Here is an 18,475-nt window from a genome sequence, read left to right as displayed (position 1 = left end):
TGAACGCCGCGGTCGAAGCCGCCCGCGCCGGCGAGCAGGGTCGCGGCTTTGCGGTGGTGGCGTCCGAAGTGCGCAGCCTGGCGCAACGCTCGGCGTCGGCCGCGCATGAGATCAAGGCATTGATCAGCGATTCGGTGGCCAAGGTCGATACCGGCAGCCAGCTGGTGAACCAGGCGGGCGCGACGATTGAGGAAGTGGTGCAGAGCGTGCGCCGGGTGACGGACATCATGGCCGAGATCACTGCAGCCAGCAGCGAGCAGAGCGCAGGCATCGAGCAGGTCAATGGCGCGGTCACGCAGATGGACGCGGTCACGCAGCAAAATGCCGCGCTGGTCGAACAAGCTGCCGCTGCCGCCGGCAGCCTGCAGGAACAGGCCGCCGCGCTGGCTCGCCTCGTTTCCAGCTTCCGCCTGGCTTAAGCAACTACGCGCAGCGCTTTTAGCGGCGGAAACCGCACGCATGCCAGCAAAAAAGGCCGCTCCGGAATCAGACGGAGCGGCCTTTTTCATTGTTGAGATGGCGTTTCTACCCTTGACGCCGCGCCGTGCGCCGCAATGCTTCCGCGCTGATCGCGAATTCCTTCTGCGCCGGCTTGGCCGGGCCGCAGCCGTCGCAGCCGCCGCAACCGCCCGCCGAGGCGCTGGACATGGCAGCCAGGCGATCGGCAAGCGCATGCCAGCCGAAGGAACGCGCCGCGCCGGCGGCCCGATTTCGGATCGCCATGCGCAATGCGCGCGGCAGCAGGCGCACCGCCACCGCCCAGACGGCGACAGCGACGATGATGGCAACGATGAGTCCTTGCATCAGCTTCCTCCCAACAGCACGCGGCTGATCTGATAGGTGGCGAAAGCGCCGAGATAGGCCAGCGCGAACATGTAGCTGGCCATGGCAGCCACCGGTTTCCAGGAATTGGTTTCCCGCCGCACCATCGACAAGGTCGACACGCACTGCGGCGCAAACACATACCAGGCCAGCAGCGACAGCGCCGTCGGCAGACTCCAGGTGGCGGCGATCATCGGCGTGAGCGTGGTCGACAGCGCGTCGCCGGTGGCCGACAGCGCATAGACGGTGCCGAGCGCGCCGACCGCGACTTCGCGCGCGGCCAGGCCCGGGATCAGCGCGATGGCGATCTGCCAGTTGAAGCCGACCGGCGCGAACACGACTTCGAGCAGGCGGCCGAGATGCCCGGCCAGGCTGTACTGGATCGCCGGCCCGGTGGCGCCATCCGGCGGCGCCGGGAAGCTCGACAGGAACCACAGGATCACCATCAGCGCCAGGATGATGGTGCCGACGCGCGAGACGAAAATACGGGCGCGCTCCCACAGGCCCAGCGCCAGGTTACGCAGGTTCGGCCAGTGGTAGTTCGGCAATTCCAGCATCAGCGTATGCGCGTTCTTGCTGTGGAAGGCGCGCTTGAATACCCAGGCCACCGCCATCGCCGACACGATGCCGGCGATATACAGCGCGAACAGCACCAGGCCCTGCAGATTGAAGATGCCCACGCTGCGGTCAGGGATGAAGGCGCCGATGATCAGCGCATACACCGGCAGCCGCGCCGAACAGGTCATCAGCGGCGCGATCATGATCGTGGCCAGGCGGTCGCGCGGATTCTGGATGGTGCGCGTGGCCATGATGCCCGGCACCGCGCAGGCGAAGCTCGACAGAAGCGGAATGAAGGCGCGACCGGACAAACCGACGCTGCCCATCAGGCGGTCGAGCAGGAAGGCCGCGCGCGGCAGGTAGCCGGAGTCCTCGAGCGCGAGGATGAACAGGAACAGGATCAGGATCTGCGGCAGGAACACCAGCACGCTGCCCACGCCAGAGAGAATGCCGTCGACCACCAGGCTCTTGAGCACGCCGTCCGGCATCATGTCGCGCACCATGCCGGCGGTGCCGTCCACGCCGTTCTTGATCAGGTCCATCGGCAGCTTGGACCAGGAAAACACCGCCTGGAAAATCAGGAACAGCACCGCGGTGAGAATCAGGTAGCCGAGCACCGGGTGCAGCACGAAGGCATCGATGCGGTCGTCCACCGTATGCGCGCGGCCGGCGTTGCGGATCACGGCGTTCAGGATGCGGCGTACTTCGGCCTGGGTGGCTTCGGGCGATACCGTGGCGGCGTCGGCATGGGCGCCGGTTGGGACGATCAGCTTGCCAGTCTTCGCCATGGCGTCCAGCTGGCTGACCAGCGCGGTGCTGCCGCCGGGCTTGATCGCCACGGTCTCGATCACCGGAATGCCGAGCTCGCCTTGCAACTTGGCGATATCGATCACCAGGCCGCGCTTCTTCGCCACATCCATCATGTTGACCGCCAGCACCGTCGGCCGCTTCAGCCGCAGCACTTCGAGCACCAGGCGCAGGTTCAGGCGCAGATTGGTAGCATCGACCACCAGCACTACGACGTCCGGCAGCGCGGCGTCGGCGCGGGCGCCAAACAGCACTTCGCGGGTGATCGCTTCGTCCGGCGTCATCGGCTCCAGGCTGTAGGCGCCGGGTAAATCGATTACCTGGTAATGCACGCCCGCCGTGGACGTGAACTGCCCTTCCTTGCGCTCGACGGTCACGCCGGCATAGTTGGCCACCTTCTGACGCGCGCCGGTCAGGCGGTTGAACAGCGCGGTCTTGCCGCAATTCGGATTGCCTACCAGGGCGATGCGCAGGGGCTGATTCATGGTCATGGCGCTCGCCTACAAGGGTTGGACAAGCACCATCGCCGCTTCATGACGGCGCAATGCGAAGGTGGTATTGCCAAGGCGCACGGCGATCGGGTCATTGCCCGGAAAAGAGACCGCGACGATGCGCACCTGTTCTCCCGGCACGAAGCCGAGCTCGCGCAGGCGCAGCTGCGTCGCGCGCTGCTCGTCGCTTTCAGGAGTGCGCATGCCGGTAACGGTGGCGCGATCGCCCTTTTTGATCGTCGAAAGCGCTTGGAAGGCGAGTGAAACGGTTTGGGAAGCGTTGGACATGACAGCCACGGAAGTGCCCGAATCGGAAATGCAGCCGGAAAAACCAGCGATGAGGGAGTGTACCACCGTAATGATAATGATTCTTAATCCTGGCAATAATTGCTACACATGCCGTTCGCGGCATGCTGGCCGTCGAAAGATGGGGCCGACGTGCCGGACATCAACAGTTGCTCATGCTGATCGCACACCCTGTATTGTTGAGCTGCTGCCTGGCCTAGCTGATGTGCTGCGCGTCCGAGAGATTGAAAGGAGGTCAACAGCTATACTTCGCTGATCGGTCAACAAATCCACAGCCAGCTTTCATGTCCAGTGCCATCTACCCGCTGCTGCTGACTGCCGCGCTGTGCGTGGTCATGGTCTTCGTGTTGGCGTCGCTTGGCCGTAGCGGCATTCCCGGAGTCCATGCCTGGGCACTGGCCAATGGCGCAGCCATGCTGTCGCTGCTGCTGTTTTCCGCTGTCGCCGGACTGCCGGCGCTGTTGGCGGTCGAGATCTCCGAAGCGCTGTTGGGTCTGTCGATCTGCTTGCTGTATGACGGCTTCCGCCGTTTCCTGGGCCGTCCGACGCCGTATGCCGTCCTGGGCGCCGGGCTTGCTCTCATGTTGGCTGCTGTTGCCTGGTTCCACTACGTCGTCGACGATCCCGACACGCGTATGGCCATCGCCTCGCTGCTGCATGGCGGCGTGTGCCTGGCCATTGCCGCTGACATCCTGCGTCAGCCGCACGACGCGCGTCTGGCCTATGCCCATCGTTTCACCGCCACGGCGGCCCTGCTGTTTGCGGGCGGCCACCTCGGACGGGCACTGGCGCATCTTGCCCATCCGCGCATGCTGGCCGGCGCGGCGCCAAGCCTGTCGAACAGTTTCTATCTGGCGCTGGGCACGGTGGCGCTGCCAGTGCTGACCATCGGCGCGGTGATGATGGTGCACGAACGCATGCTGGCGCAGGCCGAAGACATGGCCAACCGCGACTATCTCACCGGCGCCTGGAACCGGCGCGCGCTGTTTCGCTTTGCCGATCGCGAACTGCAGCGCGCGCGTCGCACCGGCCGGCCGCTGTCGCTGCTGGTGCTCGACGTGGATCACTTCAAGCGCATCAACGACCTTCACGGTCATGCGCAGGGCGACCGGGTGCTGGTCGATCTGACAGCGCAGGCCGGCGCGATCATCCGTCGTTTCGATTTGTTCGCCCGCCTCGGCGGCGAGGAATTCGCGCTGCTGCTGCCCGAAGCGGATGCCGACGCCGCGCTGCATGCGGCGCACCGTCTGCGCCAGGCGATGCAGCGCACGCTGCCCGAGAGCAGCGGCGCGATTGCCTATACCGTCAGCATCGGCGTGGCAACGCTGCGGGAGGAGGAAAGCTTTTCCGCGCTGTTGGGACGCGCCGATGTCGCACTGTATGCAGCCAAGGAAGCCGGTCGCAACACGGTACGCATGGCCGAGCCGCCAGATGGGCTGCCGCAAGCGCCACATGCCAGGGGCTAGGAAAGCCAAATTACGCGAAACACCAAGTGAAACAGGACGGCTCCGACCAATTTGCATTCAGGAATTCACGATAAAGAAACGGTCGCCTACCGACCACAAGTCCGCGCCCTCGTGTTACTCTCGGGCACCATACTCATCCAAACGGTGCGCCCTCTACATTGCGCACGCTTTCCGTAAAACGCGTTTCCTTTCTTTCGCATGGTCACTTCAGTGCCGCTGAGCAAGCGTGCCGAGCACGGCTACCGGTTTTCATCGGCGATTTTCCTGTGGCCAGTGATGGGCCTGCTCACGGGATTGCTGTTCTGGGGCTTCGTGCAGCTGCGGCTTGAAAAGGAATACGCCAATGCCGAGCAGGCCGGCATGCAAAAAGCCACTTCCCTGTCCCGTGCCTATGCCGCGCAGCTGCGGCATACGATCGGACAGCTCGACCAGCTCACGCTGCAGTTGCGTTATGAATGGCGGCGTCATCCGGGCAAGCCGAATTTTGAAGAACAGTTGGCCGAAGGACTATATCCGCTGTCGTCCCAGATCTATGCGCTGATCATCGACCGTAACGGCAATCTCGTCGACAGCACCCTCGGAAAGTCGCAGTCCGGCATCAATGTGGCTGATCGCGACTTTTTTCGGCAATTGCAAACGACAGGATTTTCGGGCCTGCAGGTCAGCGGACCGGAAGTCGCGCGCCTGACCGGGATGACGGTGCTGCGCTTCTCGCGTGCGCTGACGCGGAGCGACGGCAGCTTCGACGGCGCCGCCGTGGTTGCGGTACAGCCGCAATACCTGGCCTCCTTCCAGGACATGTCCAATGCCTCGCGCGAGGATTTCGTCTCCCTGATGGGATCGGATGGACGGGTTCTCGCCGCCAGCCGGGAAACCGGCGTGGTCACCGACACCGTTTATCGCCATGCGCCGAGTTTTCCGGGTGAGCAGGGCGTTGCGCGGATATCGGCTGAGCATTTCCTCGACGATGTGCCGCGATTCGTCGCCTGGCAGACGCTGCAACCCGAAGGACTGCTTGCGGTTGTCGGCATTGCCGAGTCAAGCGTGTTTGCCGCGTATGACAAGACAGCGCGTGATTACCGGTCTGCCACAGTGACGGCAAGCGCCTTTCTGCTGCTGTTCGTCTTCATCGGCATGATCTATACCGCCCGCCTTACCTGGAAAAAGGAGTTGGCCGAGGAAATCGGCGATACCTACCGCCTGGCGCTCGAAGGCGGGCGCGAAGGCTTCTTCATGGTGCGGGCACTCTTCGACATGGATGGCGGCATCGAGGATTTCGTCATCGAGGTATGCAATGAGCGCGGCGCTGCGTATGCCGGCCAGACTCGCACGCGCCTTGTCGGCCAGCGGATTTCCGGCGTGTGGCCCCCTCGACAGGCCGAACGCATCGCCGCGGTCTGCCGCCATGCGATGCGCGCGGGTTTTCACGAGGATGAGGTGCGCACGCCTGCGCTGGATGAAACGCGCCCCCTGTGGCTGCACCGGCGTTTCGTACGTTATGGCCGCGGATTGGCGATCACCGTACGCGACATTTCCGATGCGCGCGCGCACCAGGAAGCGCTGTCGCGCATGGCGCATGCCGATGTGCTGACCGGCCTGCCCAACCGCGCCTGGCTGATGCGCCACCTGCCGCAGGCCATCACGCGCGCGCGCCGCCAGAATCGCATGCTGGCGGTCATGTTCATCGATCTCGATGACTTCAAGTCGGTCAATGACAGTCATGGCCATGCCGCCGGCGATGCCTTGCTGCAGGTCGTGGCGCGGCGCCTTTCCGGCGCGGTGCGCGGCAGGGATCACGTCGCGCGCCTGGCGGGCGATGAATTCACGGTGGTGCTGGAAGACGTCGAAGGCGACGAGGTAGTACAAATCGTGGAACGCATCATGGCGGCGATGTCCGAACCCTTCCTGATTGGCAATAGCCATCGGCATCAGACGCTGGCTTCCATCGGCATCAGCCGCTATCCCGAGGATGGCGAAGACATGGATGCGCTGCTACGGGCGGCCGATGCGGCGATGTATTGCTCCAAGTCCACCGGGAAGGGACGTTACGTCTTTTACCAGGCGCAAGACAACGACTAGGACGCGGACTCCGAAGCGCCACGCTGGGCGCCTTCGGTATGCACGTCCAGATGCAGCAGCGGATAGGGATTGATGGGCCCGCGCGCGGTGTAGATACCGTAATGCAGATGCGTCGGACCGCCGCGGGCATTACCGGTGTTGCCGACATAGCCAAGCACCTGGCCGGCAACGATGCGCTGCCCGCGTCGCAGATCGCCGTAGCGGTCCAGGTGCGCATAGTAATGGCGCTGTCCGCCGGGTCCGAGTACCCACACCACCTTGCCGCCGAGCCGGTCGACCCCGATGCCGAGCACGATGCCTTGCGTGGCCGACAGCACTGGCCGGCCGCGCGGCGCGAAGATATCCATGCCCTCGTGCCGGCGCGCGCCGCCATCGCGCGGCACATGCCAGGAATCACGCAAGCCGGACGCGGCCACGCCCTGCACCGGCGAAGGGATGTGCGATGGCGCGGGAAGCGCGGTCAGCCGCGCGGCATACCACGCGGTTTCCAGGGCCGGCCTGATCGCGCCGTCCAGCAGGCCGGCAAGCAGAAGCAGCAGGCAGGCGCCAAGCGCAGTGCGCAGAAAACGGAGAAGAAAGCCCATGGAAGCGCATCGAAACCTGTGGATGGCGCGGCACTCTCCACCATGGCGGGCCGGCGCGGCAGGCGCCGCGGATCGGCGCCGTCAAGCGTTCGATACGCAGGACACGTGTCGGTTCGCCGCCAATGCGCGATGAAACCGGTAGCGTCCCTTGCCCGCGCCCTTGGCGGCATACATCGCCAGGTCTGCCGCATGCAGCAGCGCATCTTCGTGCTGCGCATCGCGCGGATAAAGTGCAATGCCGATGGACAAGCCGACAAGTGCACGACCATGCATGAGCTCGAACGGATTGCGCAGCGACTCCGTTAGGCGAGTCGCCACATTGGCGGCATCGGCTTCGCTTTCTATACGTTCGATCAGTGCAACGAACTCATCACCGCCCAAGCGTACGAGCTGATCGCCCGGCTTCAGCACCGAACGCATGCGCAATGCCGCCGCGCGTAGCAATTCATCCCCGGCGGCATGACCATGACTATCGTTGACCGCCTTGAAACCATCCAGATCCAGGTAGAGCAAGGCCAGCATCCGACCACTGGCGGCCGCGCGCGCCATTGCCAGCGGCAAGGCGTCGCGCAGCCAGTTGCGGTTGGGCAAAGCGGTCAACGCATCTTCATTGACCAGGCGCGACAGCGCCTGCGCCCGTGCCCGGGATTCCTGCATATGCGCCTCGGCACGCGCCAGCTGCCGCTCCAGGCGTGCCACTTCGCTTGCGTGCGCGGCAAGCCGGCGCTGCCCCGAAAGCAGGGCTTGCTGCAGACTGGCGCGGATACGCCACTGTTGCCGCATATCTTCGGCACGCAACAGCGCTGCTTCGATTGCCGGCAGAACATGGCCAACATCGGCCGGCTTGACCAGGTAACCGAGGGCGCCGCATGCAGCCGCCTTGCGCGCTGCCGCCGGATCCGGACTCGCCGAAAGAAAGAGAAAGGGAAGTTGCCTGTCCTGTTGCAGCCGACACGCGAGCTCGAAACCGGACATGCCGGGCAGGGAGACGTCGATGAGCGCCATATCGGGCGCCGGAACGCGTTCGCCGAGCAGGGCCAGCGCGGCTTCGGCCGAAGTCGCGGTGACGACCCGGTAACCGGCTAGCGTCAGGCAACGCTGCAGTTTCGCCAGCAGGATGCTGTCATCGTCGATCGCGAGTATGCAGCGCTGCCCTGTTTCACGTTCCCTGTGCACGACGATCTCCCCTTGGTGCGCGCTTGTAGTGCGGTTTGCGCAGCGACTGTAACGGCCGTCGCTGCCGGGGTATTGATGTAGGCCAAATGGATGGAACTGGCGAAAGATCAGCGGGATGAACGGCGAGGACAGTCCGGCTAAGCCGTCGAAGCGGAAAAAATCCGCGCTATACTACTTTGACGTTGACGTTAACGTAAAGCGATTCTTCACCGCATTCCATTTCGGTCGACACCGCAAATCCGCAGCACGGCATGTCGACCGACACAACACCGACACCATACGGAGACTCCATGACCGACCTCTCGGTTTCCGGCAAGCTTGCGTCCGCCACGACCGGCGCCAAGCCGCGTTTCGTCACCGCCGCCTCGCTGTTCGATGGCCACGACGCCTCGATCAACATCATGCGGCGCATCCTGATGGCGCAAGGCGCGGAAGTGATTCACCTCGGCCACAACCGCTCGGTGGAGGAAATCGTGACCGCGGCCCTGCAGGAGGATGCGGATGGCATCGCGGTGTCGTCCTACCAGGGCGGCCATGTCGAATACTTCAAGTACATGATCGATCTGCTGCGCCAGCGCGGCGGCGGCCATATCCGGGTATTCGGCGGCGGCGGCGGCGTGATCGTGCCGGCCGAGATCGCCGAGCTGCACGACTACGGCGTGGCGCGCATTTTCAGTCCCGAAGACGGCCAGCGCATGGGCCTGGCCGGCATGATCGAGTTCATGCTCGATACCTGCCGCGCCGAGCCGAACGCCGCGCGCGCCATCGCCTCGCTCGATGCGCTGGCCGAAGGCGACATCGACGCACGGCACCTGGCACTGGCGCAATGCATTACGGCGGTCGAAAACGGCGCGCTTGCGCCGACGCTCTTCACGGAACTGCGCGAGCGCGCCTCGACTCTTTCCACACCCGTGCTCGGCATCACCGGCACCGGCGGCGCCGGCAAGTCCTCGCTGACCGACGAGCTGATCCGGCGCCTGCGCCTGGACCAGGACGACGCCTTTCACATCGCGCTGATCTCGATCGACCCATCGCGCCGCAAGTCCGGCGGCGCGCTCCTGGGCGACCGCATCCGCATGAATGCAATCAGCCCGTGGCAGGGCAGAACGCGGGTCTTCATGCGTTCGCTCGCCACCCGCGAAGCCGGCTCGGAAATCTCGGCGGCGCTGCCGGACGCCATCGCCGCCTGCAAGCTGGCCGGCTTCGACCTGGTGATCATCGAAACCTCGGGCATCGGCCAGGGCGACGCGGCCATCGTGCCGCACGCGGATGTATCGATGTACGTAATGACGCCCGAATTCGGCGCGGCTTCGCAGCTGGAAAAGATCGACATGCTCGACTTCGCCGACGTCATCGCCATCAACAAGTTCGACCGCAAGGGCGCGCAGGATGCGTTGCGCGACGTGGCCAAGCAATACCAGCGCAACCAGGAACGCTTTGCCGAGCCAACTGAAGCGATGCCGGTCTACGGCACCCAGGCGTCGCGCTTCAATGACGATGGCGTGACGGCCTTGTACCAGGGCCTGTTGCCGCTGCTGGCGCAGAAGGGCCTGCGGCTGCGCGAGAGCCGGCTCGCGCCGGTGCGGCAGCGCTACTCGTCAGGCCGCAACGCCATCGTGCCGCCGGCGAAGAACCGCTATCTGGCCGAGATTGCCGACACCGTGCGCGCATACCGCCGCCATGCCGAGCGCCAGGCCGCGTTGGCGCGCGAACGCCAGCAGTTGCGCGAAGCGGCACGGATGCTCGCGGCCGACGGCGGCGACGCCAGCCACCTCGAACGCCTGGCCGAGATGCGCGATGCGCAGATGGATGCCGGCGCCAAGGCGCTGCTCGCATCCTGGCCGGCGCTGCAGGCCGCGTATGCCGGCGACGACTACGTGGTGAAGGTGCGCGACAAGGAAATCCGCACGAGCCTCGTCCACACCACGCTGTCCGGCTCGAAGCTGCGCAAGGTCGCGCTGCCGAAGTTTGTCGACCATGGCGAAATCCTGCGCTTCCTGATGCTGGAAAACCTGCCCGGCGCCTTTCCGTACACCGCCGGCGTATTCGCCTTCAAGCGCGAGAACGAAGACCCCACCCGCATGTTCGCCGGCGAAGGCGACGCCTTCCGCACCAATCGCCGCTTCAAACTGCTGTCGCAGGGCATGCCGGCCAAGCGCCTGTCCACCGCCTTCGATTCGGTCACGCTGTACGGCGCCGACCCGGCGCTGCGGCCGGACATCTACGGCAAGGTCGGCAACTCGGGCGTGTCGATCGCCACGCTGGACGACATGCGCGTGCTCTACGACGGCTTCGATCTGTGCAGCCCGGACACCTCGGTATCGATGACCATCAACGGTCCGGCGCCGACCATCCTGGCGATGTTCATGAACACCGCCATCGACCAGCAGATTGCGCGCTTTTGCCAGCAGCGTGAACGCGAGCCCAGCCTGGATGAAGCCGCCGCGATGCGCGCGCAAGTCTTGAAGACCGTGCGCGGCACGGTGCAGGCCGACATCCTGAAGGAAGACCAGGGCCAGAACACCTGCATCTTCTCCACCGAGTTCTCGCTGAAGGTGATGGGCGACATCCAGGAATACTTCGTAGAGAACGAAGTCCGCAACTTCTATTCGGTGTCGATCTCGGGCTATCACATCGCCGAAGCCGGCGCGAATCCGATTTCGCAGCTTGCCTTCACGCTGTCCAACGGCTTCACCTTCGTCGAAGCCTATCTCGCGCGCGGCATGCACATCGACGACTTCGCGCCCAACCTGTCCTTCTTCTTCTCCAACGGCATGGACCCGGAATACACCGTGCTGGGCCGCGTGGCGCGCCGCATCTGGGCCACGGCGCTCGCCGAGCGCTACGGCGCGAACGAGCGCAGCCAGAAGCTGAAGTACCACATCCAGACTTCGGGCCGCTCGCTGCACGCGCAGGAAATCGCGTTCAACGACATCCGTACCACGCTGCAGGCGCTGATCGCGATCTACGACAACTGCAACTCGCTGCACACCAATGCCTATGACGAGGCCATTACCACGCCCACCGACGAATCGGTGCGGCGCGCGCTGGCGATACAGCTGATCATCAATCGCGAATGGGGTCTGGCGAAGAACGAGAATCCGAACCAGGGCAGCTACATCATCGAAGAACTGACCGACCTGGTCGAAGAAGCGGTGCTGCAGGAGTTCGAGCGCATCGCCGAGCGCGGCGGCGTGCTCGGCGCGATGGAGACTGGCTACCAGCGGGGCCGCATCCAGGAAGAGTCGCTGCTGTACGAGCACAGGAAGCACGATGGCAGCCTGCCCATCATCGGCGTGAACACCTTCCGCAATCCGCAGGGCGACGGCGCACCGCAGGCGATCCTGCTGGCGCGCTCGACCGAGGAGGAAAAGCAGTCGCAACTGCAGCGCCTGGCCGACTTCCATGCGCGCCATGCCGATGCGGCGCCCGCGATGCTGCACAGGCTGCAGCAGACGGTGATTGGCGACGGGAACGTGTTCGCGGCGCTGATGGACGCGGTGCGGGTCTGCTCGCTCGGGCAGATCACCGAGGCCTTGTTCGAGGTCGGCGGGCAGTATCGGCGCAGCATGTAGTCCGCCACGGCCGGGCGCGCATGGCTGCGCGCGCCCGGCGCCGACGATTAAGAAAAGCAACTTTCCCGACCGGAGCGCATAATCGCGGCTTTGCAAATTCCGCTCCCTCGATGAATCCCGGCATCCTGCAAGCCGCCTCGGCCTTCCTGGCCTGGGGCCTGTTCCCCCTGTACTTCAAGGCGCTGCGCGAGATCGCGCCGATGGAAATCCTGATGTACCGGGTGCTGTGGTCGCTGGTGTTCATCGTGCTGGTGCTGGCCTGGCGCCGGCAATGGGCCTGGATCAAGGCGGTGGCGCGCCAGCCGCGCGTGCTGGGCAGCTTCGCCGCCAGCGCCTTCCTGCTGTCGGCCAACTGGTGCATGTACATCTGGGCGGTCAATACCGACCGCATCGTCGATGCCAGCCTGGGCTACTTCATCAATCCGCTCGTCAACGTGGTGCTGGGCTACCTGCTGCTGAAGGAAAGGATGCGGCCGCTGCAATGGGGCGCGGTGGCGCTGGCCGCGGCCGGCGTGGCCTGGCTGGGCTGGCAGGCCGGGCATGCGCCGTGGATAGGCATCGGGCTCGGGCTGACCTTCGGCTTCTACGGCCTGCTGCGCAAGACCGCCGCGCTGGGCGCGCTCGAAGGCCTGGCGCTGGAGACCATGGTGCTGGCGCCCATCGCCGCCGCGGCGCTGGCCTGGATGGCGCTGCACGGCGACACCGGCTTCGCCACCGCCTCCCCGGCCACGCGCTGGCTGCTGGCCGCCTCGGGCCCGGTCACCGCGGTGCCGCTGCTGCTGTTCGCCGCGGCCGCGCGCAAGCTGCCGCTGTCGCTCCTGGGCCTGATGCAATACGTGGTGCCCTCGATGCAACTGCTGCTCGGCGTGCTGCTGTACCGCGAACCCTTCGGCGTGGCGCGGCTGATCGGCTTCGCGCTGATCTGGGGCGGGCTGGCGCTGTATTCGGCGCATGCGCTATTGGCCGGGCGCAATGGACGCGGCACGCGCAGCGCCTGAATCAGCTGTCGCCGCGCTCCTTCGGCGCGGCTGTATGGCGCGCGACGAAATCGAAGTCCTTCTCCCTGTCGCCACTGATCTGCGCCAGCGACTTATCCATCGAGGCATTTACCCGCTGCGCGTGGACGACCGCCTGCTTCACATCAATCATGGCAAGCGCAGCGCTGTGTGCAGCGTCAGCAGGGGGACGCTGCAAGCCGGCCAGGAGCCGTGCGAAGGCCGAAGGGAGCATGAAAGCTTGCGCGCGATCCAGCAGCACGGCCAGCCAAGCGGTATCGCCGCTCTGCAGCGCCGTCTGAATGCCGTTCCTGGTGCCTCTCAACAGGTTGAAGTCCGCCACATCGACCGACGTGTGACCAGGCATCGTCTGCGGCGCTGCCAAGTTCCGGTTTCCCGCGACGCTTTCCAGTCGGGATATCAATTCATCGTTTTTTATCAAATCGGGCAATGAAATCTTGGCGAACAACTTATTCAGGCTGGCCGGGTTCAGTATCGCGTCCGCAGGATCTTCGCCGTCTTCATATTGGTAGCCGGACGTCGGCTGGGGCGAAGACTGACTCAGCGGCGCCCCGGGCTGCATCAGATCCTTGGCCTGCATCGTATGCGGCCTTGCATCGTCGCTGCGATGACTCTGCCGGAGTGCGGAAGCGGCATCGGCGGCGGGACCGGATTGCTGTCCCGGCATGGAACCTGAGCGCTGGACTGGCACTTTCGCTTCTACCGTGCGCTGAGATATTTCCCGAGCATAACGAAGCAGGCAATCATGAATCTGGACATGGCCGTTTGCTTTCGCCAAACCAAGCGCTGTTTCACCCGTACGCGACGTCTGCCCCATCAATGCCGCGCCATCCGCTGCCAGCAATGCCTTGACCACTTCCCCATGCCCGTTTTTCGCGGCAAGCATCAGCGCGTTCTCGCCGGACTGCGTGAGCTTGCGCGTGTTGATCCGGTAGTCAATCAGGGTCTTGACCGCAAGTAAACATCCGTTTTCCGCAGCCAGCGCCAGCGCGTTTCTGCCGTCCGGCAAGCAAGCCTCCAGCATCGCACCGGCCCCCGGTATTTGCAGCAGCAAGGCCAGCACCATGAAATGCCCTTCCTTTGCCGCGAGCAGCAGCGGCGTATAGCCTTGAGGGTTCGCCGTCAGCGCCAGGCTGCCCTGGCGCCAGCCCAACAGCGCCAGCACCACATCCGGCTTGCCGTATTCGGCGGCAAACGTCATCGCCGTCTGGCCGCTTCGCGTCACCACGCCTGCCTGCGCGCCGTCCTCGAAGTTCAACAGCATCCGGACCACGTCCCCATGCCCTTCTTTCGCCGCGAGGATCAGGGCATTCTCCCCGGACCAGGTCAGCTCGCCGGACGCGGCGAGCTGACCGCCATTCCACGCCAGCAGCAGCCCCACGCAATCCAGCTGGCCGCGCACCGCCGCCATCATCAGCGCGTTCATGCCATCGGAGGCTCTCCTGTACCGCGCCAGGCGCCCGTTGCCAAAGCCGAGCAGCAGCTTCACGGTTTCCACATGCCCCATGCCGGCTGCGAGCAGCAGCGCGGTGCTGCCATACATGGACACGCCCTCGGCCAGCGCGCCATCGTCCACTTCAAGCAGGACCTCGACCATCCGCGTCTTCCCGGAAAAAGCCGCATTCATTAACGCGTTGACGCCGCCTTCCCTGCATTCCCAGGCCCATGCCTTGCCGGCCGGCGTGCGCAGCAACCCGCGCATGGCGGCCACGTCGTCGCTCTGGTAGGCATGCTCCAGCAAGCCCGGTGTCGCAAGCGATGCAGCCGGCGCCATGGCCGGCGACACGCCCTGCGTCGTGGACGCGGGCCTGACCATTTCCAATGCGGCGCTGCCGTCACGGCGGTGCAAGGTATATCCCACCTGCGGCAGATCCACCTTTTGCCGCACCACCGCCGGGCCGCCTGCGCGCGCCAGTTCCTCGGCGACATCTTCATGGTCGTTCAGTATGGCCAGCGTCAACGCCGATGCGGCTTCCGTCGCGCACGCGCGCAAATCGAGGCCGGCATCGAGCAGGCGCCGCAAGACGCCGAGATGGCCTTCCCTTGCCACGTGCGCCAGCAGGGCGGGAGCCTGCTGCTGCAAGAACCGCGTCCGCATGGCGCTGTCGAGCGACGCCAGGAGAACGCCGAGCGCCTCGTCGTGACCTTTCTCGGCCGTGGAATTGAGCGCCACGAAAACTCCCCCGACGGCGACGTTCAGCGCGCCTTGCCGCCAGCCCAGCAGTACGCGCAGCACATCCGCATGCCCGTGATAGCTGGCCTGCATCACGGCGGTGAGACCGTAATCGTGAAAATGGCGGGCAAGCCTTCTGTCGTTGTGATCCATCAGCGTGCGGACCACGTCCACGTGCCCATTCGAAGCGGCAAGGGCCAGCGGAGAGTCCACGCCGAAGTTGCTCTGCCAGGAGCCGAGCAGCAGGCCGCCCTGCCAGGCAAGCAGGAATTTCACGCAGTCCAGATGGCCGCCCTCGACCGCAAGCAACAGCGCGTTCCTGCCATTCACGGTGTTTTTCTGCAGGGCCAGCCGGCCCCTGTCGAACTTGAGAAGTATCTTCATGGCTTCCAGTCGCCCGGCTCCGGCGGCAAACAGCAAGGCGCTGTTTCCTGCCGCGTCGAATTGCCCGGCCAGCGCGCCGTTGTCGACGTCGAGCAAGGCCTCCACCATCCTGGCATTGCCGCTGGCAGCGGCCAACATCAAGCGGTTGCTGCCGGATGGGCTTTGCCAGCGCGCCCATTCCCGTCCAGCCTCCGAGCGCAGCAGCCTGCGCACGGCGGCCGCATCGCCATCCTGGAACGCCTGCTGGATCCTGTCGGCATCGCTGTCGAGCGCGTTGGCCGTGCGATGCGGCTGGCCCGGCGCCGCCGCTCCGGACCACGCGAATTCGGTTGGAAGCGAAGCTGCCCCGGCTTGCGCGCGCTTTTCGACCTTGCCCCTTCCAGCCTTGCGCTTGCGCGATTTCCCGGCAGCGGATGCGGGCTTCGCCGGCGCCACGTGTCGAACCTCGTCGCGCGGCTCCTCGTCCTCTTCATCCTTCCCACCGAACAGGCGCCGCGCCGCGGCGTCGAAATCCTCGCGCGCCAGCCTGGCTGCATTCCAGTTCCTTGAACCGAAGAGCGCGCTGTCGATGCGGGCATCGAATGTCTCCAGTGACATGCCCAGCGCAAAGCCCGGCTGCTCGATCAGCCAGGCCATGGCCTGGCGCTTGCCGGACACGATCAGGTAATACAACGCGCTGTTGCCTGCGCCGTCGACCGCGCCGATCAGGGTCGGCTTTTCCCTTGCAAGCGCGCGCAGCGCCTGCAGCGTGGCGTCGTCGCTTCTGTCGCTGCTGGCCAGCTCGAACCATCGGGTAACCGGATCGGCGGCAGGCTGGTGGAAATCGCCGCCGGCGACCTGCCTGGCGCGCGGCGCCTGCGATGCCGTGGACACGCTGGCACCGGCGGACAAGGCAGGCGTGGTCGTGGTGTTGGAAGGCACGAACGATTGCGCGCTCGTGTCCACGGGCGCGCGGTAGGTGGTGGAAGGCTTCGCGGCGCCCTCCGGCCGCAGCGCCGGCGCGCTCGACAGCGCGGCCAGCTTGCCGCCCGGCGGCACCCAGCCGACTTCACCCGGCAAGGGCTGCGGCGCCGGCGCCTCGACGCTCGTTTCCAGCACGATGGGCGCGGCCTCTTCCCGGTGCGCCAGGCCGGCGATGGCCGCCTCCACGTCGCCCGCACCCGGTTCGCCCGCGCCCTTCCAGCCCAGCAGCGTTCTTGCCGCCTGGCGCCACGGGGCCGCGTCTTGCGTCACCCATTTCTCGCGCAGGCCCAGGCGCAGCGCCTGCAGGCAATACAGCCGGTGCGTGTCGTCCGTGACATCGCTGGCCTGCAGCAGTCGCAGCAGGTGCGCGAACGCCAGCTTCATGGCCGGCGCAGCGTGCGCATCGCCTCGCGGCAGCTCGACGATGGCGCGCAGGCACAGCGCGGTGGTGGCGCCATCCCAGCGCCCCGATTCGCAGTCGGGAATGGCATGGATGAGGCGCTGCGCGAGCGCGTCGCACGCGTCGGCCGGCGCAAGACCGCAGGCGCGCAGGTAGCCGATGGCCGAGAGCATGCCGCCCAGGCTGATCGGCGACAGCCGACTTTCATCCTGCTTCTGCGCCAGCGCGAGCAATTGCTGCGCCGCCGCCTTCAGCAACGCGCGATCGCGCGCGGTTTCCTCATTCTGCGCGGCGAGCGGCTTGCGCTTTTCGCTGGCCTTGACTTCCATGCGCGCCATCGCCCTGACGAAGCTCATCAGGTTGGCCAACGACTGGCCGCCATCGCCGTCGAGCCGGAAGCCCGGATGGCGCAGCATCTCGATCAGGTGCGCGCACGCCTCCCTGTAGCCGACGGCGCAGCCGACGAAGGCCGCTTCCTCGTGCAGTTTCAGCTCGAACACCATGCGCAGGAAATTGCTGTAATTGGCCAGTACCTGGCCGCCACGCGCGAGCAGCTCCGCGCGCGCGGTGTGCGGCATGCGTTCCAGCAGCACTGTCACCAGCGGCATCAGCCAGCCATGCGTGGACTTCGGCAGCAAGCCGGCATCGAGGCAGTCCTTCAGGGTGTTGCAGAGGTTGGCGATGCCCACGCCGCCATGCGCCAGCAGCGCCGGCGCGCACTTGCACAGGGCCTCGAGCGTGTCCCGGAAGCTTGCGCGCGCCGCATGCGCCTTCCTGTTCTCGCCCTTAAGCGGCAGCAGCTCGAATTGCCGCACCGTGTTCATCCCCACGAAACAGGCCGCCAGCTGCTGTGCGTCCAGCCCATGCGCGGCGGGATTTTTCGCCCACGCCGGCATCTGTTGCAGCGCCTCGCCGAAGGCCTTGCGGATGACGGCATCATCGGATTGCAGGAGCCTGGCTTTCAGGCCGCGGCTGAACCAGGTCAGCAGCGCCAGCGTGGCCGTGGTTTGCGCCCGGTCGCCGGCCACGCCGCCGCGCCCGACGCAGCGCGCCAGCAACGGGCCCAGGCGCGTGGCGGCCGCGCGCAGCGACTTCACCTGCGCGGCGCTGCACACGCGGCAATCGACGAGTTCTGACAGCATGCCCAGGCCGTTGCAGATGAGCGCGGCGGTATCGGCGCCGGCGGCGTCGAGATCGATTGCCTTGCTCGCCACATGGCGTTCGAACTCATCGAGGAAGCGCGGCAGTGCGCGCGCCAGCGCGGCCAGCGCCTTCGGCGGCGCATGCGCATGGGCCGCGCGCGCGGCCACCTGGCGGCAATACGCCAAATCCCTGAAGCATTCTTCCCATTGCCCCGAACCGTCGAAACGCGGACCGGATAGAGACGTGCACAACGATTCCAGCAGCGCGGCATCGTCTGCCGCCGTCCAGCCGGACTCATCATGCCCCGCGCGCGCCGCTGCCGCTGCCGCTGCCGTTGCCGTTGCCGATGTCGATGCCTGATGACCGGCCTGCTCGTGCAGCGCTGGCGACTGCGCGGCATCGTGCTGCATGTTTCGACCATCGTCCGCGGGCGGCGAAGCTGGCGGCTGGCGGGAAGACATGCCTGAGTAATTGAGTTGCATGGGAGACCTTTCTGGACGGGCTGCAAAACGGGGGAACCGGGGGAATGGGC

11 protein-coding genes are annotated in these 18,475 nt (G+C 65.7%); 5 read left to right on the top strand and 6 right to left on the bottom strand.

Translation table 11 applies throughout. From position 1 onward, the window contains the following. Nucleotides 1-419 (top strand): methyl-accepting chemotaxis protein (locus JJB74_RS27285; protein ID WP_234484902.1); only part of this gene is annotated, 419 nt, incomplete at its 5' end. A gap of 106 nt (nucleotides 420-525) precedes the next feature. On the opposite strand, the gene JJB74_RS27280 is transcribed toward JJB74_RS27285, so the two are convergent. Genes JJB74_RS27280 through JJB74_RS27270 form a run of 3 tightly spaced genes read right to left on the bottom strand, consistent with a single transcriptional unit; the run spans nucleotide 526 to nucleotide 2,966 of the window. Further along, nucleotides 526-804: a DUF6587 family protein gene (locus tag JJB74_RS27280; protein WP_200597470.1), complete on the bottom strand. Its 279-nt coding sequence runs from the start codon at nucleotides 802-804 to the stop codon at nucleotides 526-528. Then, entirely contained in the window at nucleotides 804-2,678 is a 1,875-nt protein-coding gene (gene feoB / locus JJB74_RS27275; protein ID WP_200597468.1) for a ferrous iron transporter B, read from the bottom strand. The genes JJB74_RS27280 and feoB overlap by 1 nt, the downstream gene beginning before the upstream one ends. Before the next feature lie 9 nt (nucleotides 2,679-2,687). Next, entirely contained in the window at nucleotides 2,688-2,966 is a 279-nt protein-coding gene (locus JJB74_RS27270; protein WP_200597466.1) for a FeoA family protein, read from the bottom strand. Nucleotides 2,967-3,268: 302 nt separating this feature from the next. Between JJB74_RS27270 and JJB74_RS27265 the strand changes: the two genes are divergently transcribed. Together JJB74_RS27265 and JJB74_RS27260 are read left to right on the top strand one after the other, a co-directional pair. Next, nucleotides 3,269-4,450: a GGDEF domain-containing protein gene (locus tag JJB74_RS27265; RefSeq protein WP_200597464.1), complete on the top strand. Its 1,182-nt coding sequence runs from the start codon at nucleotides 3,269-3,271 to the stop codon at nucleotides 4,448-4,450. A 198-nt stretch (nucleotides 4,451-4,648) separates the two neighbouring features. Then, nucleotides 4,649-6,529 (top strand): sensor domain-containing diguanylate cyclase, encoded by a 1,881-nt coding sequence (locus tag JJB74_RS27260; protein ID WP_200597462.1) that lies wholly within the window; start codon nucleotides 4,649-4,651, stop codon nucleotides 6,527-6,529. Here JJB74_RS27260 and JJB74_RS27255 read toward each other — a convergent pair. Next, nucleotides 6,526-7,113 (bottom strand): M23 family metallopeptidase, encoded by a 588-nt coding sequence (locus tag JJB74_RS27255; RefSeq protein ID WP_200597460.1) that lies wholly within the window; start codon nucleotides 7,111-7,113, stop codon nucleotides 6,526-6,528. The genes JJB74_RS27260 and JJB74_RS27255 overlap by 4 nt on opposite strands. 81 nt (nucleotides 7,114-7,194) lie before the next feature. After that, a complete protein-coding gene (locus JJB74_RS27250) occupies nucleotides 7,195-8,289 on the bottom strand; it encodes a two-component system response regulator (RefSeq protein ID WP_200597458.1) in 1,095 nt (364 codons plus the stop codon). Nucleotides 8,290-8,579: 290 nt separating this feature from the next. Here JJB74_RS27250 and icmF point away from each other — a divergent pair, with 290 nt between their 5' ends. Further along, entirely contained in the window at nucleotides 8,580-11,864 is a 3,285-nt protein-coding gene (icmF, locus tag JJB74_RS27245) for a fused isobutyryl-CoA mutase/GTPase IcmF (RefSeq protein ID WP_200597456.1), read from the top strand. A 110-nt stretch (nucleotides 11,865-11,974) separates the two neighbouring features. Beyond that, nucleotides 11,975-12,862 (top strand): EamA family transporter RarD, encoded by an 888-nt coding sequence (rarD, locus tag JJB74_RS27240; protein WP_200597454.1) that lies wholly within the window; start codon nucleotides 11,975-11,977, stop codon nucleotides 12,860-12,862. Nucleotide 12,863: 1 nt separating this feature from the next. Here rarD and JJB74_RS27235 read toward each other — a convergent pair whose 3' ends face one another. Then, nucleotides 12,864-18,425, bottom strand: a complete 5,562-nt coding sequence (locus JJB74_RS27235) for an ankyrin repeat domain-containing protein (RefSeq protein ID WP_200597452.1) — start codon at nucleotides 18,423-18,425, stop codon at nucleotides 12,864-12,866. Nucleotides 18,426-18,475: the final 50 nt, after the last annotated feature.

The organism is Noviherbaspirillum pedocola (assembly GCF_016632335.1).
GTDB classification, from domain to species: Bacteria; Pseudomonadota; Gammaproteobacteria; order Burkholderiales; family Burkholderiaceae_D; genus Noviherbaspirillum_A; species Noviherbaspirillum_A pedocola.
The sequence above is the reverse complement of the archived record's forward strand: the minus strand, read 5'-3'. Positions and strand labels throughout refer to the sequence as shown.

Excerpts from the sequence above, each read along its gene's own strand:
- JJB74_RS27265 (WP_200597464.1), top strand. The coding sequence starts at position 3,269 with ATGTCCAGTGCCATCTACCCGCTGCTGCTGACTGCCGCGCTGTGCGTG.
- JJB74_RS27270 (WP_200597466.1), bottom strand. The coding sequence starts at position 2,966 with ATGTCCAACGCTTCCCAAACCGTTTCACTCGCCTTCCAAGCGCTTTCG.
- JJB74_RS27235 (WP_200597452.1), bottom strand. The coding sequence starts at position 18,425 with ATGCAACTCAATTACTCAGGCATGTCTTCCCGCCAGCCGCCAGCTTCG.
- rarD (WP_200597454.1), top strand. The coding sequence starts at position 11,975 with ATGAATCCCGGCATCCTGCAAGCCGCCTCGGCCTTCCTGGCCTGGGGC.
- icmF (WP_200597456.1), top strand. The coding sequence starts at position 8,580 with ATGACCGACCTCTCGGTTTCCGGCAAGCTTGCGTCCGCCACGACCGGC.
- JJB74_RS27255 (WP_200597460.1), bottom strand. The coding sequence starts at position 7,113 with ATGGGCTTTCTTCTCCGTTTTCTGCGCACTGCGCTTGGCGCCTGCCTG.
- feoB (WP_200597468.1), bottom strand. The coding sequence starts at position 2,678 with ATGACCATGAATCAGCCCCTGCGCATCGCCCTGGTAGGCAATCCGAAT.
- JJB74_RS27260 (WP_200597462.1), top strand. The coding sequence starts at position 4,649 with ATGGTCACTTCAGTGCCGCTGAGCAAGCGTGCCGAGCACGGCTACCGG.
- JJB74_RS27280 (WP_200597470.1), bottom strand. The coding sequence starts at position 804 with ATGCAAGGACTCATCGTTGCCATCATCGTCGCTGTCGCCGTCTGGGCG.